The organism is Treponema sp. SP13 (assembly GCF_050938355.1).
Classification (GTDB): domain Bacteria; phylum Spirochaetota; class Spirochaetia; order Treponematales; family Treponemataceae; genus Treponema_D; species Treponema_D socranskii.
In genome coordinates, this window is record NZ_JADOVM010000004.1 from 74,145 (window position 1) to 87,406 (window position 13,262).

Annotated in this window: 9 protein-coding genes; 4 read left to right on the plus strand and 5 right to left on the minus strand. The window is 51.5% G+C overall.

Going from position 1 to position 13,262, the window contains the following annotated elements; translation table 11 throughout:
- Positions 1 to 74: 74 nt before the first annotated feature.
- A complete protein-coding gene (locus tag IZU26_RS08370) occupies positions 75 to 1,586 on the plus strand; it encodes an IMP dehydrogenase (protein ID WP_433278245.1) in 1,512 nt (503 codons plus the stop codon).
- Positions 1,587 to 1,693: 107 nt separating this feature from the next.
- On the opposite strand, the gene IZU26_RS08375 is transcribed toward IZU26_RS08370, so the two are convergent.
- On the minus strand, positions 1,694 to 2,401 hold the full coding sequence (locus IZU26_RS08375; RefSeq protein WP_433278247.1) for a DUF2259 domain-containing protein: 708 nt from the start codon (positions 2,399 to 2,401) through the stop codon (positions 1,694 to 1,696).
- 83 nt (positions 2,402 to 2,484) lie between these two features.
- Between IZU26_RS08375 and IZU26_RS08380 the strand changes: the two genes are divergently transcribed.
- Positions 2,485 to 3,300, plus strand: a complete 816-nt coding sequence (locus tag IZU26_RS08380) for a hypothetical protein (protein ID WP_310823432.1) — start codon at positions 2,485 to 2,487, stop codon at positions 3,298 to 3,300.
- A gap of 2 nt (positions 3,301 to 3,302) precedes the next feature.
- On the opposite strand, the gene IZU26_RS08385 is transcribed toward IZU26_RS08380, so the two are convergent.
- Together IZU26_RS08385 and flcA are read right to left on the minus strand one after the other, a co-directional pair.
- Positions 3,303 to 3,923, minus strand: coding sequence for a diacylglycerol/polyprenol kinase family protein (locus IZU26_RS08385; RefSeq protein ID WP_021329153.1), 621 nt, complete (start codon positions 3,921 to 3,923; stop codon positions 3,303 to 3,305).
- Positions 3,920 to 7,804: a periplasmic flagellar collar protein FlcA gene (flcA, locus tag IZU26_RS08390; protein WP_433278250.1), complete on the minus strand. Its 3,885-nt coding sequence runs from the start codon at positions 7,802 to 7,804 to the stop codon at positions 3,920 to 3,922. Before flcA ends, IZU26_RS08385 begins: the two co-directional genes overlap by 4 nt.
- Before the next feature lie 178 nt (positions 7,805 to 7,982).
- Here flcA and IZU26_RS08395 point away from each other — a divergent pair, with 178 nt between their 5' ends.
- Complete coding sequence (locus tag IZU26_RS08395; protein WP_433278251.1) at positions 7,983 to 8,693, plus strand: isoamylase; 711 nt, start codon at positions 7,983 to 7,985, stop codon at positions 8,691 to 8,693.
- A 15-nt stretch (positions 8,694 to 8,708) separates the two neighbouring features.
- Here the strand turns inward: IZU26_RS08395 and ffh are convergent, their stop codons facing one another.
- Together ffh and IZU26_RS08405 are read right to left on the minus strand one after the other, a co-directional pair.
- On the minus strand, positions 8,709 to 10,079 hold the full coding sequence (gene ffh / locus IZU26_RS08400) for a signal recognition particle protein (RefSeq protein WP_433278253.1): 1,371 nt from the start codon (positions 10,077 to 10,079) through the stop codon (positions 8,709 to 8,711).
- Positions 10,080 to 10,198: 119 nt separating this feature from the next.
- Complete coding sequence (locus IZU26_RS08405) at positions 10,199 to 11,254, minus strand: NAD(P)H-dependent glycerol-3-phosphate dehydrogenase (protein WP_433278255.1); 1,056 nt, start codon at positions 11,252 to 11,254, stop codon at positions 10,199 to 10,201.
- 432 nt (positions 11,255 to 11,686) lie between these two features.
- On the opposite strand from IZU26_RS08405, the gene IZU26_RS08410 reads away from it, so the two are divergent.
- Complete coding sequence (locus IZU26_RS08410; protein WP_433278257.1) at positions 11,687 to 13,213, plus strand: leucine-rich repeat domain-containing protein; 1,527 nt, start codon at positions 11,687 to 11,689, stop codon at positions 13,211 to 13,213.
- Positions 13,214 to 13,262 lie beyond the last annotated feature (49 nt).

Consider the following 13,262-nt stretch of genomic DNA (forward strand, 5'->3'; position numbering starts at 1 on the left):
TGTAAATCCCGACTCGTATAAATGTTGACGGTTCAAACGATATGACATATACTGACGTTCCAAGGAGCGCTTCCATGGCATATTTTTTTGACGAACCCTCGCACACATTCGACGAATACCTATTGATCCCCGGATACACGTCCGAAACGTGTATCCCCGCAAACGTATCGCTGCGCACGCCCGTCGTCAAATACAATAAAAAAGCCGGAGACGCCTGTCCTCTCACGATGAACATACCGATGGTGTCCGCCGTCATGCAGTCGGTTTCAAACGACACGCTTGCGATCGCGCTCGCGCAGGAAGGCGGCATCAGCTTTATCTACGGTTCGCAGACGCCGTCCGATCAGGCGGCGATGATCGCGCGCGTCAAGTCGTACAAAGCGGGATTCGTACCGTCGGATTCAAACATCCGCCCGGATCAAACGCTCGAAGAGCTCACCGCAATCATCGCAAAAACGGGACACTCGACGGTCGCCGTCACCGAAGACGGAAGCCCGAACGGAAAGCTCGCCGGCATCATCACCGAGCGCGATTTCCGCATCAACCGCTGTGAAAGCGGTGCAAAAGTGTGCGACTACATGACACCGCTTGAAAAATTAATAAAAGCGGAAGCGGGCATTTCGCTCGACGACGCAAACGATTTGATTTGGGATCACAAAATCAATCAGCTTCCGATCGTCGATAAAAACGGCAACCTGCAGTCGCTCGTGTTCCGCAAAGACATCGAAAACCGCGAAGAGCACCCGCTCGAAATTCACGACTCGCAAAAACGCTACACGGTCGGAGCCGGCATCAATACTCGCGATTATATGGAACGCGTGCCCCTTCTTTTGGACGCGGGCGCCGACGTGCTCTGTCTCGATTCTTCCGAAGGATTTACCGAATGGCAGCGCCGAGCGCTCAAAGACATCCACAAAAAATGGGGAGAGGGCGTCAAAGTCGGTGCCGGCAACGTCGTCGACAAAGACGGTTTCAACTTTCTCGCCGAGTCGGGTGCCGATTTTGTTAAGGTCGGGATCGGAGGCGGTTCCATCTGTATCACTCGGGAACAAAAAGGAATCGGAAGAGGACAAGCGACTGCGACGATCGAAGTGGCGAAAGCGCGCGACGAGTGGTACGAAAAAACCGGCATCTATATTCCGATATGCTCGGACGGCGGCATCGTACACGACTATCACATAACGCTCGCGCTCGCGATGGGCGCGGACTTCGTCATGCTCGGCCGATACTTTGCAAGATTCGACGAAAGCCCGACGCATAAGCTCATCGTCAACGGCAATTACGTTAAAGAATATTGGGGTGAAGGATCGAACAGAGCACGCAACTGGCAGCGCTACGATTTGGGCGGGGCGAAAAAGATGGCCTTCGAAGAAGGCGTCGACAGCTACGTTCCGTACGCCGGAAGCCTCCACGACAACGTGCAGACGACGACGAGCAAAGTCATCCACACGATGTGCAACTGCGGCGCCCTCACGATTCCCGAACTGCAGCAAAAAGCGAAGATCACGCTCGTAAGCCAAGCGTCGATCCGAGAAGGTTCGGCACACGACGTCATTGTCAAAAACACGAGCATCCGCGCCGATTAAGCGGCAAACGTTCCGGCTGAACGATAAGGCTCTGCTGAACGAAAAGCGCCGCATTTGCGCCTGCGCGATACGGCGTCCGTCGCTTTATTCTGCGGCGTCCGGCACATTCAATCGAAGAGTTTCGCCGTTTCGGCCATGTAGCGGATAAGCACGCCCGTTTTATTTTCCATTGTTTTCGCGACGATAAAGACGATGCCGTCGCCCCGTTTATTGCACAGTATTTTTTCTATCTTGTACGACGTTACGCCTTTTCGAACGACATCGGGGGAGCCGATCTTTTGCCGGCTTACGACAGAGCCGTTTTCATTAAGTCGTTCCATCAAAATGTAAAACGACGATCTCGCGTTTTCGCCCGCACCGCCCACCGTCGGGATGAGCCGTATGCGGTATGTCGATTTGCCGCCGAGTTTTCCGGAAAAATCTTTAAATACGATTTCATCGCTTCCGTCTTTGCTTTCATCGCCGCAGATATAGAGGATTTGATCGGGAGATGCGGGTACGAAATTATATTTTTTCGTATCGAAATAGCTTTTTGCAGCGAGCGAATCGTATACTTCGCGTCCCGATTTTCCCGCCGTAACGGCAGACGGTTGTATTTTATATGTGCCGCCTTTAACAAAATCGTTTTTCGCGACATCGACCGTATAAATTTCGGCCCAGCCCCGAAACGATTTGTCGGTTTTGCCGTACTGACCGAAGAGATACACCGATCCGTCGGATGAAAATCCGCCGTCGACAAAAACCGCAGCGTCGCCGGCAAGCGCAAAAGAGAGGCAAAGCGCAAAAATCACTCCGCCTGCAATAATTTTTTTCATACGGTATCCTCCCGTCTTTTACATTGTCGGAATTTCGGGATAAGTCCTTTACTATTATTTCCGTTGCGGGTATCATCGTTTCTATGACTATCAAAACGCGGAACTATTTTTTTCTTGCTTTGGTTATTGCATTTTCAGGATTACTTTTAGCCTCTTCCGCGATGCTCGGATATTCGATCTACACCGACACGCTCACCCGTCCCGACGTTTTTCCGGCCGAACGCATTGCGGGTTTTTATACGAGGGGTTATTCGTTTATCGCGACGATCGCCTCTCTTTTTATCTTCGCACTGTATGCGCTGCTTGCCGTCATCTATCTCTCCGTCGAATTCGAAAAAACGCAGTCAACGGAAGTGATCTTTTTCGCGCTGTTTCTCGTCGGCTGTTTTTCGGAAACGGCGCGGCTGTGCACACCGCTGTTCAATCTGTGGCACGAGCTTTCGGCTTTTCTGCTTTGTACCGGTCGGATCGTCCTGTTCGGCCGAACGCTCGCTCCGACAACACTGTTGTTCGGCGCGGTTTTCAGCGGGACGGAAGCGCGCCAGCACGTCGAGCGGAATCTCGTCATACTCGTCGTGCTTTCCGTCATGATTTCAATGCTGATGCCGCTCAACACGGCCGTCGTGCTCCCGAACTTTTGCATAAAATGGGGAAACGGAGAAGCGTTCATCGCAATTCGTGCGCTCATCCTCGCCGCGGCAATCCTTTCGCTCTTCGTCAATGCCCGCTCTCTCGGAACGAAAGATGCATCTCCCTTCGGTTTTGCAGCTTTGGCATTCGGATACGAAATCTCGTGTTATGCGACGTCATACGCGGCGGCTTCCGCAGGCGGCATATTGCTTTTCGGGGGAACGGCGGTATACCTCAAAAGCCTGCATCGAAAATACCTGTGGCAATAAAATCAGCGCATTAATAATGTTGATAGTCCGCCGATCGCAACGGGAATGAGAAGGTTATCAAAGTCGCCGAGCGGCATGAGTTCGATTGCCATTGCGGAAAGCGCCAAAACAAGCGATACGAATCCGTTTTTGCACACGGCAAAGGATGAGCAGAGCACCGCAAAAAAGCACGTGAGGCTTCCCGCGATCGTTTTTCCGTGCGTAAACGGAATGACCGTACGGCCGAAGAGTTTTCCGCCGAGGCTCGCAAGCCCGTCGCCGAAGGCGAGCGCATAGATGCCGATACGGGCGGCTTCGGGCTGCCACACAAGCACGGTAGCGATGATACCGAGCACGAGCGTTACGGGGCCGAGCACGAATTTATTTTCGTCGCGCTTTCGCGAAGCGACTTCGGTTATATGAGATACGACGGGAACGGAAATGCCGCACTTTCTGAGCGTTTCGGATGCGATGTAAAAGGCGAGAACGACGGCAAGACAGACGATAACCGGATAGTACGCAAAGGTCAAAAGCGTGGGGATAAGCGCGCTGCAGATGTGAATGCTTTTTCGGACGAGTTCTTTTTTTATGCTGTTTTTATATTGCGCCTGCAGGATGCCGGCTCTGTTTTCGTCGGCACTCATTGCGTCAATTCCTTTTCTCCGGTGAGAATCTTCGGAATATCCGCGTAGATTGCGGGTTCATAATCAGGCATCGGATGACTCATATAGCGCATATTCTGTTCGGCGAGATTGCTGCCCGCAAGGCGCACCATCGTCGTTTGATTGCGCGTGAGCGCATCCCACGCGCGCATCGACACGGAAAGCTGTACCATCGCATCGGCATTCATCCTGCTGTTGCCCGTGCGCCGGGCGAGACGGAAAAGCGTAACGCCGAAATTATTCGCAGCCTTCAGGTAAAGTTCCGTGAGCGCGTCTTCGGCGGCTTTTGTCTGCGTAAACGCGACTCCTTTTTTTGCGAACTCGGCATCGAGATTGCTTACGAGCTGCTTGTAGTAACCTTCGGCCGCATAGTTCGCATCCCGAAGCGAAAGCGTATTGCCCATCGCGAGCAGCAAGTGATCGTCGTCCGGCTTTTCGGCTCCCGCTTTGATAAACGAACCGACCGCTCCGTCCAAATCGTTTTTGGAATATTGAATAAAGCCGACGCGGTAATGCAGGGACGCCGTATCGTAGTGCGTGCGGATCGCCGAAAGGTAATCGTTATATGCACCGTCGTAATCGCCGCGGATAAAATAATCGATATCGCCGGAATCGGCATAGAGTTTTCCGATGTTTTCATTTCCGGGAAAACCGCTGTTCGCCTTTTCCCTCTCGTACAGCGAAATGCCTTCGGTGTATGTTTCTTCGGCCGTCAAATACTCTTTTCCCAAAACATACTGCTCTCCGAGCAGACGGTACGAATCGATTTGCTTGTAGATATCGCGGCGGCGAAGATTTTGCGAGCGATTTTCGAACAATTTAACCGTGTGTTCGAGCATCCGCACCGCTCGCTCCGAATCGTGCATCTGTACAAAGTAGCGCGAAAGATTATAAAAGGCGACGGGATTTGTCGGATCGGCGTTTACCGCGCGGTCGAGCATATCGCGCACGTCTTCGATCTTCGTGCGAAGGTATTCGTCTTTGGGCGGAAGCGGCCCGTACAATTTGTCGAGGAGGTATCCGCTCATCTCCGTCCAATCGTCGGCATCGAGCGATTTCGCTTTGGGGTAAAATTGCTCCTTCAGCTGCAGCACTTCGCGGAGATTGTCGGTACGCACAAAATAGCGCATCATGCGCGCGAGATAGCGGTCGACGGGACCGTAAAGCTGCACGAGGGATGCGTATTGTTTGCGCGCTTCTTCGAATTTTGCAGAATCTTTTTCGGTCGCCCATTCGAGGTAGATATCGCCGAGCAAAAGGATTCCATCGGCATCGTTTACGTGATAATCGAGTACGCTCCGCCGAGCGATCTCTTCGGCCTTTTCATAATTTGCCAAATCGTCGCATTCCATGCGCGCGTATTCGATACCCGCTTCCTTATCGTAGTTAAAATAATAGAGGATATTGCGGTACATCCGTTCCGCCCTGAGGTATTGTTTTCGTTCGCGGTATGCGCGCGCATATTTGAAAAACCACTTTTTTTGCAGCTGCACGCCGGCGGCTTGATTAAAGAGCGTTTCCGACTGAGGATATTCGTCGGCTTGAATGAGTGCGTACCCCTGTTTATACAGACCGTTCGCTTTCAAAGGACGCCAAATAAAATTGCGCGTAAAAATTATCAAACCGAATACTGCGGCGGCAGAGAGCACACCGAGTACGATGCCCGGAATGATCCGGTTTCGCAGCTGATACTGCAGAGACGCTTTGTATGCGTTGTATTCGGCTACGGTACGCCGCTCAAAATCGCGCGGAACGGGAATCGCGATGTCGAGCATCTTTTCGAGGCTCGACGCAACTTGACGAGCAGGCGCTTTATTGAGAATCTTTTCAACGATTTCGAACTGCGCATCGTCGGTAAATTCGTTTGCGACAAGCAGATTTTCGACGGCGAGGCGCACGTTGAGCGGATAGAGCGCGAGGTTCGCAAGGAATTTTTTGTACTGCGCGTCGGTAAGCACATTTTTCGGAGGCTTTCCGCCTTCGGCCGCTCCGCGGAAATCGGGCGTAGGGAGTTTGATACGGCCGCTTTTATCCGTCTTTACTTCCGCCGTATCGGAAAAACCGGGGATTTCAAAATCGGAAAGATCGCCGTTCATGCCGAGTTCAAAGTCGGTTTTGTCCGCTTCGGATTTTTCCGGCTCTTTGACGGTAAAGTCGAGCCCCTCCATTTCGGACGTATCGAAGTGCTCTATCGGAACGGTTTCTTCGTCTCCCGCTTCGGACGGAACGTCACCGGAAGTTTCATCGCGTCCAGGCGTTTCGGCTTTGTTGCCCGCCCCTTCTTCCCCGTCTCCCATATCGAGATCGAAATCGAAGGTTTCGGGATCGAAGGGTTCCCGCGGCAAGCGGGCGGCAAGCATATCCGAAGGTGTCTCTTCGCTTTCTTCCGCTGCATCCCCTCCGAGTGAAATTTCGTCGGAAACAGACGGCGTGCCCTGAGCTTGCACTGCCGCATCGATTTCATCTTCTTCACCGCCAAGTGAAATTTCATCGGGAACGGAAGCCGTATCGGTCGCAGATTCGGAAACGGCAGCCGGTGTTTTTTCCTGCCCGGAAACGCCGGCTGTAGGCGAAAGTCCGTTCTCATCGAACATGGATGAAAAATCGAAATCGGGAAGTTCGGAATTGTCCGAAGCTGCGTCAAGCGGCTCTCGGTTCACGTTACCGTCGGACGGGGAAAACGACGCACGTACATCAGGTGCACTGCCTTGCGTTCGGTCAGGACTTGAGTCGGGCGACGATTTCCCTTTTTCGGATGCTTCGCTCTCGCCGGACATTCGGACAAGGTTTTGATCCGCAGGCGTTTCGTCAAACGCCGATGCGCGATCAACGTCTTTTTCCGGAAGCGCAATTTCACCTGCGGACTGTACGCCTGATTCGCCTTCCGGCATATCGCCGGGAATTTCGATATTCATATCGATCGTCTGCCCGCCGGTATCGAAATCATCCGTCCAATCGGAAACAGAAGACTCGGTCGCTGCAGGAGGGACTTCGTCCGTCTTTTGCTCAGGGACTTTTTTCGGCGAAGGAGGTACATCGAATGAGGGTATACTTAAAGGTTCCGCATCGCCGGCGGGCAGGCTATGCTCGAACGGCGTTTTATGATCGGAGAGCGCAGGAACGGCAAAATCATCTTCCGGGGAAAACGTAAACGCATCAAGAGAGGGAAGATCGGGCACGGTATGAGCGGGAATATCGTCCGGAACGGGAATATCCGGCACTGCCGACGAAAACTCCCCATGCGGCGGAAGAGAAAACGCATCCGGCGGCGCGGCGCGCGTTTGGGATGGAGCACCGCTTCGATTCAACGCCGATGTATCGGACGGCGCGGCGCTCACTTCAGACGGCATATCGGATGCGCCGTCTTCCGGCAGTACATCGCTTGCTTCCGCTTCCACACCGTTCATATCACCGAGCAGATCGTCGAGATTCATATCCGCGATCGATACCGCTTCGGGCTCGGCCTCTTCGATTTTTTGTTCCGGTTCATCGGCAAATTGGGAAAGGTCGGGCATTTCCGCGTCTCCGTTCGATGCGGAAGGGAGCACGGGATTGAGCAAATCGGAAAGATCGGGAACACCGGCCGAAGACGTTTCGGTTTTCTGCTTCGGTGCCGCTTCCTTTTTTCCCGCCCCGGTAATATCGGAAAAATCTTCCGTTTCCGGCGAAGCTGCCGCCGTAACCGCCGCTTCGGGGCGTTCCGGCATACCGAGAACAAAATCTTCGGAATCATCGACATCCCGTATTGTTTTCGAAAGCGGAATTATGATCGGCCTTTCGCCGCGGGACGCGCGTTCGTGTACCTCATTGCCGAGTGCGAGAATATCTGAATTGAATTTCTTTAGTTGGCTTAACCCCGGCATAATCCACCCGATTTATTGTATCGTTAAAACGCCCGTCTTTACAAGTATTTGCCCTACGTATTCTCTATTATAATAACGGAAGATTTTCACGCGTACATTAGAAAAGTCTCGCGTGACGCGCCCATGTTATTTTGCCGGTTCGGTAAATCTTCGACACTGTTTTGCCGATAATCGTAATATGAAACGCTTTCTTTTTTTGCTGTGCGCGCTTCAGGCAATCCTTTGCCGCGTCGCCGCAGCGGATTACAACGATGAAACCGTTCTCGAAATCCGCGGCGTCGCAGCCCCGTACGAAAAAGACGGTACGGTCGTTTTTACCGCCGACGCAAAATCGCGCTTTACCGGAATCGCATTCGATTTTGAAGGATACAAAACGATTCATCCGTTCCACATACACACAATGCGCGACATGGACGGAAATGCAAAAGGTTCGGTACTGTTTTTTATTTTAAAACGGCCCGGCAATGCCCGTTCGGTTTCGTATCGCCTCGTCATCGACGGATTATGGACGACCGACCCGGCGAACCCCGACAGCTACTATGACGAAAAAGCAGGCATCTCTCTTTCACGCTTTACTTTCGCTTCCGATCTGCCGCAAAAAACAGCGCCCGCCGCAACAAACGCGGCATCGGAAAACATCGTACGATTTATCTGCCGCGCAAATACGCATCAAAAGATATACCTTGCAGGCTCGTTTACGAATTGGGATCCTTGGATTTACGAAATGAAAGAAACGTCGCGCGGCTTGTACGAAATCGCACTGCCCTTGCCGTCCGGCACGCATTATTATAATTATTATTCGGGAATGGACGCGCTCACCGACTCGACGAATCCGAACAAAGCGTACACAAAAGACGGTCGCGTCGCATCGGTCATCACGGTACCGTAGTCGATACGGATACCGCTATCTGCCGAATTTCCTTGCGAGGGCTTCCATATCGGCGGCGTTTCCGCCGAGCTGATTCATAAACTGCGCCTGCATGCCGCGGTTTTTGCTCAGCTTTTTCATCGCGAGCTTCGTCTTTTCAAACTGCTTTATCAATTTGTTGACGTCAGCGACCGAAGTCCCCGATCCTTTTGCAATGCGTTTACGGCGCGCGGGTCCGATGATAAAATGGTTCGCCCGCTCTTTTTTCGTCATCGACAGGATAATCGCTTCCTGCTTTTTCATACCGTCCGTATCGAAATCGCGTCCCTGCATCTGCTGTGCGATACCCGGCATCATCTCCATAAGCTGCTGCATACTGCCCATCTTGCGCACTTGCCGAAACTGCGTGAGCATATCGTCGAGCGTAAACTCGTTGCGCGCCATCTTTTTTTGCAGCTTTTCCGCTTCTTCGCGGTCGACCGTTTCCTGCGCCTTTTCGACGAGCGAAACGATATCGCCCATGCCGAGGATGCGGCTTGCGATGCGGTCGGGATGAAAGACTTCGAGGTCTTCGGTTTTTTCGCCCGTACCGATAAACAGAATGGGTTTACCGGTCATCGTTTTAAGCGAAAGCGCCGCACCGCCTCTGGCATCGGAATCGAATTTTGTTAAAATAACGCCTGAAAGCGAAAGCCGCTCATCGAAAGTTTTTGCGATGTCTACCGCGTTTTGACCGGTCATCGCGTCGGCAACGAGGATCGTTTCATCGGGAGAAAGCGCTTTTTTAATATCGACGAGTTCGCTCATCATCGCGTCGTCTATCTGCAAGCGCCCCGCGGTATCGACGATAAGCGTATCGAGCGAATTTTTCCGCGCATAGTCGAGCGCATCTTTTGCAACGCGAACGGCGGATACGCCTTCTTCTTTAAATACCGGCACGCCGATCTTTTCGCCGAGCTGCGAAAGCTGTTCGACGGCGGCAGGGCGGACCAAATCGCACGCGGCCAGCAGCGGCTTCCGTCCTTCTTTTGCCAAGCGGTATGCGAGTTTATGCGCTGCGGTCGTTTTACCCGACCCCTGCAAACCGAGCAGCAAAATCACAGACTGCGTGTCCGGCCCTTTTAAATGCAGATCGGTTTTCGCGTCTCCGAGCATAGAGGCGAGTTTGTCGTAAATGATTTTAACGAATTGTTCGCCGGGATCGACGGCGCGAAGAACTTTTTCGCCCTTCGCTTCTTCGATCGTCGAATTGACAAAGCGGCGCACGACGCGAAGATTGACGTCGGCTTCGAGGAGCGCCGTCTTAATGCGCTCAACCGTATCTTCAATATTTTTTTCGGTGATCGTCGATTTTCCGCTCACCGTTTGGATAATCGATGAAAAAGTATTTGTTAATTTTTCAAGCATAGGCAGATTATACCCGCACAGCCTCTTTTTTGCAATGCAGCGCGCGAACAAAGCACCTCACGGAACGAGTGCGCCGTACTGCGGACACGGTCTGAATGTCCGCACGTTCGCTCTCACTCTTATTTTTCCTGCGTCAAAAGCTGTGCGATAAAATCGTGCGGAGAAATCTCCTTATTCAATATGCGGTATAATCCGTCGCAGATCGTCAGTTTGAGATTTTTCCGTTGCGCGATTTCGTGCACGTATTTACACGCGATCGCTCCTTCGGAAAGATAGCCGAGCTTTGTCATATTTTCGATCAAATCGTCGAGATTCGAAAACTGCGACATGATATCTTTTTTAATCAAATCCTGCCCGAAGCGGCGGTTTCGCCCGTATTTGCTTTTGCACGTTACGTCCAAATCGCCCACGCCTGCGATAGACGTAAAAGTTTCCGCGTGCGTCGCGCCCATCGCAAATCCGAGCGTTTGAATTTCGTTTAAGCCTGCGGCCATCAAAAGGGATTCCGCATTGTCGCCGAATTCTTCCGACGTTTCGGCAAGCGCATCCATCGCACCGTATACGACGGCGATGACGTTTTTCGCGGCGGCGCAGATCTGCACGCCGACGACGTCGAACGACGAATAGGGCAAAATCCCCGGCACGCGCAAAAGCTCCCGCACTCTGATCGAATTGCGAGGGTTTTCGCACGCGGCGACGAGTCCCGTAATTTTCCCGACTGCAACTTCTTCCGCGTGGCTCGGACCTGACACGTAAACCGTGCATCCCTTGTAGATGCCGGGCAAAAGATTTTCGATCGTCGAAAGCACGAGCTTCGGCCCGTCGGCGGCCGGCACAAAGCCTTTCGTAAGAACGGCGATGCAGGTACTGCCGTCTGCGATACCGGGAAGAGCGGTAATCTTTTTTACCGTGTCGGCGATATACAGCGACGGAGAAGCGATTATTAAAAATTCTTTGTCGGAAGCGACTTCGGCGATATCGTTTGAAACGGTGATGTTCTCCGACAGCCTGTAGCCCGGCAGATACCGTTTGTTTTCGTGATCATTGTTAACCGACTCGGCGACGTCCGCTTCGCGCGCCCACATCCGTATCCGATGATTGCCGCGTGCGAGCGCTTGTGCCAAACCCGTACCCCATGCACCGCTTCCGAGTATGCCGACAGATTTCGATTCCATAGCGATTCCTATATTAATAATTGATTTTATATGTGCCGTACCGAATACCGTATTGAACTCCATGTCCGGCGCGGTAACAGTATACACGCGCATACGCTCTTTTGCAATCGATACATTGCTCGGACACAAAAATCGATTTTTATATAAAAGTCAAAACGTCGAGTTTTAAAAGTATGAGCTTAACAAAAGGGGAAAGCCTTCCCCTCGCGCGCACTTTGTTGCGCGCTGCCCCTTCCGGCGGGGACACCCCGCAACGCCCCGGATGGCGGTGTGTTAGTCTTGCGGCGTTTACGCTTGCGCAAATTCGCAGACCATTACCTCTTACAAACCTCATCTTATGTACCGTCCGTAAAACTTGTTTTGTATCCGTACGCAGTGTACACTGTTTTATTAAGGTAATACTTCTTTCAAAGTTATTATTAGGAGGTTCCGATGAAAACTATGAAAAAGAGTATGCCGATTGCGCCGGCACTCGTGCTGCTGTGCGCGCTGTTTATTACGGGCTGTCCGCAGTCTGCAGAACCGAGCGGTCCCGACCCGAATTTGAAGATCGATGGCGGCGTACTTAAAGGCTATAAAGGAACACCCTCGGGTACCCTCGTCATACCGGCGGACGTTACGGAAATAGCGGCTAACGCCTTTTCAGAATGTAAGAGTTTGACAGGGGTGGATTTTTCTTCCTGTACCCGACTTACAAAAATCGGCGGTGGCGCGTTTTTTGAATGCACGGGAATAATCGGAGAGATTGTTTTACCGGCGAATCTCAAGACAATCGGCGGCAGTGCGTTTTATTCGTGCAGCAACGTCGACGGCTTTGATTTTTCACAGTGTAAGTATCTTACCTCAATCGGCAGTTGGGCATTTGCAAAATGTACGAAAATAAAGGCGGTGGACTTACCCGCAAGTCTTGAAACGATTATAGGCGACGCCTTTGAAGGCTGTACGGAACTTGAAACGCTTACGGTACAAGCCGACGGGAAATTAATCGAAGAGGGCGGTATCATTTACAACCGCGACAAAACAAAGATATTTTGCAGCGTACCGAAAATAGAATCGATTGACTTTCCTCCAAATCTTAAAGAAATAGGGGAAGCTGCTTTTAAAAGTTGTACGAATTTAAAAGCGTTAAATTTACCCGACAGTGTTGAAACCTTGGGTTTTCAGGCGTTTTTCAGATGTACGGGAATAACCGGAACGGTGCGTCTGCCGAAAAACCTCAAGACAATCGATATCGGTGCGTTTTACTCGTGCAACAAAATTGACGGCTTTGATTTTCCACAGTCTATCAATCTTGCTGAAATCCCTAGTCTTGCGTTTGCAAACTGTACGAAAATAGAGACCGTGAACTTGCCCGCAAGCCTTAAAACGATTGTAGGCAACGCCTTTGAAGGCTGTACAAAACTTGAAACGATTACGGTAGATCCTGCAAACACATCTCTTAAGGTTCAAGGTAATATCATCTACGATAAAAGACAGCCCGGCAGGCTGTTGTGCAGTGCGCGGAGGATAAAATCTGTTAACTTTTCTGCAAATCTTACGGAAATAGCGATTGGCGCCTTTTCAGGCTGTACGAGATTAGCAGAAGCGGATCTTTCTTCCTGTACCGATCTTAAAATAATCGGTACCGATGCGTTTTCCGGTTGTACGGGCTTACTGCAGTTAAAGCTGCCTGCAAATCTTAAAACTATCGACGGTTTTGCTTTTAACGGTTGTCGAGGAATAGAAGGTTCGATAGTTTTGCCGGCAAAGCTTGAGACAATCGGCATGCTTGCTTTTAACGGCTGCAGCACAGTTGATGAATTTGATTTTTCAGAGTGTACCGACCTTACCGCAATCGGCAGCAGTGCGTTTTCTTACTGCAAAGCGGGTGCTGCGTTTAAGGTAAAAAAGGGCAGCGCAATAAAAGCAATGCTTATAGCATGCGGTGTTGCCGAAAATCAAATAGAAGAGGTCGAGTAAAACAGCCGATTCGATCTAAAAATCATTCGGGCATTGACAGCCGATGCCC

Excerpts from the sequence above, each read along its gene's own strand:
- IZU26_RS08370 (WP_433278245.1), top strand. The coding sequence starts at position 75 with ATGGCATATTTTTTTGACGAACCCTCGCACACATTCGACGAATACCTA.
- flcA (WP_433278250.1), bottom strand. The coding sequence starts at position 7,804 with ATGCCGGGGTTAAGCCAACTAAAGAAATTCAATTCAGATATTCTCGCA.
- IZU26_RS08410 (WP_433278257.1), top strand. The coding sequence starts at position 11,687 with ATGAAAACTATGAAAAAGAGTATGCCGATTGCGCCGGCACTCGTGCTG.
- IZU26_RS08395 (WP_433278251.1), top strand. The coding sequence starts at position 7,983 with ATGAAACGCTTTCTTTTTTTGCTGTGCGCGCTTCAGGCAATCCTTTGC.
- ffh (WP_433278253.1), bottom strand. The coding sequence starts at position 10,079 with ATGCTTGAAAAATTAACAAATACTTTTTCATCGATTATCCAAACGGTG.
- IZU26_RS08405 (WP_433278255.1), bottom strand. The coding sequence starts at position 11,254 with ATGGAATCGAAATCTGTCGGCATACTCGGAAGCGGTGCATGGGGTACG.
- IZU26_RS08385 (WP_021329153.1), bottom strand. The coding sequence starts at position 3,923 with ATGAGTGCCGACGAAAACAGAGCCGGCATCCTGCAGGCGCAATATAAA.
- IZU26_RS08375 (WP_433278247.1), bottom strand. The coding sequence starts at position 2,401 with ATGAAAAAAATTATTGCAGGCGGAGTGATTTTTGCGCTTTGCCTCTCT.
- IZU26_RS08380 (WP_310823432.1), top strand. The coding sequence starts at position 2,485 with ATGACTATCAAAACGCGGAACTATTTTTTTCTTGCTTTGGTTATTGCA.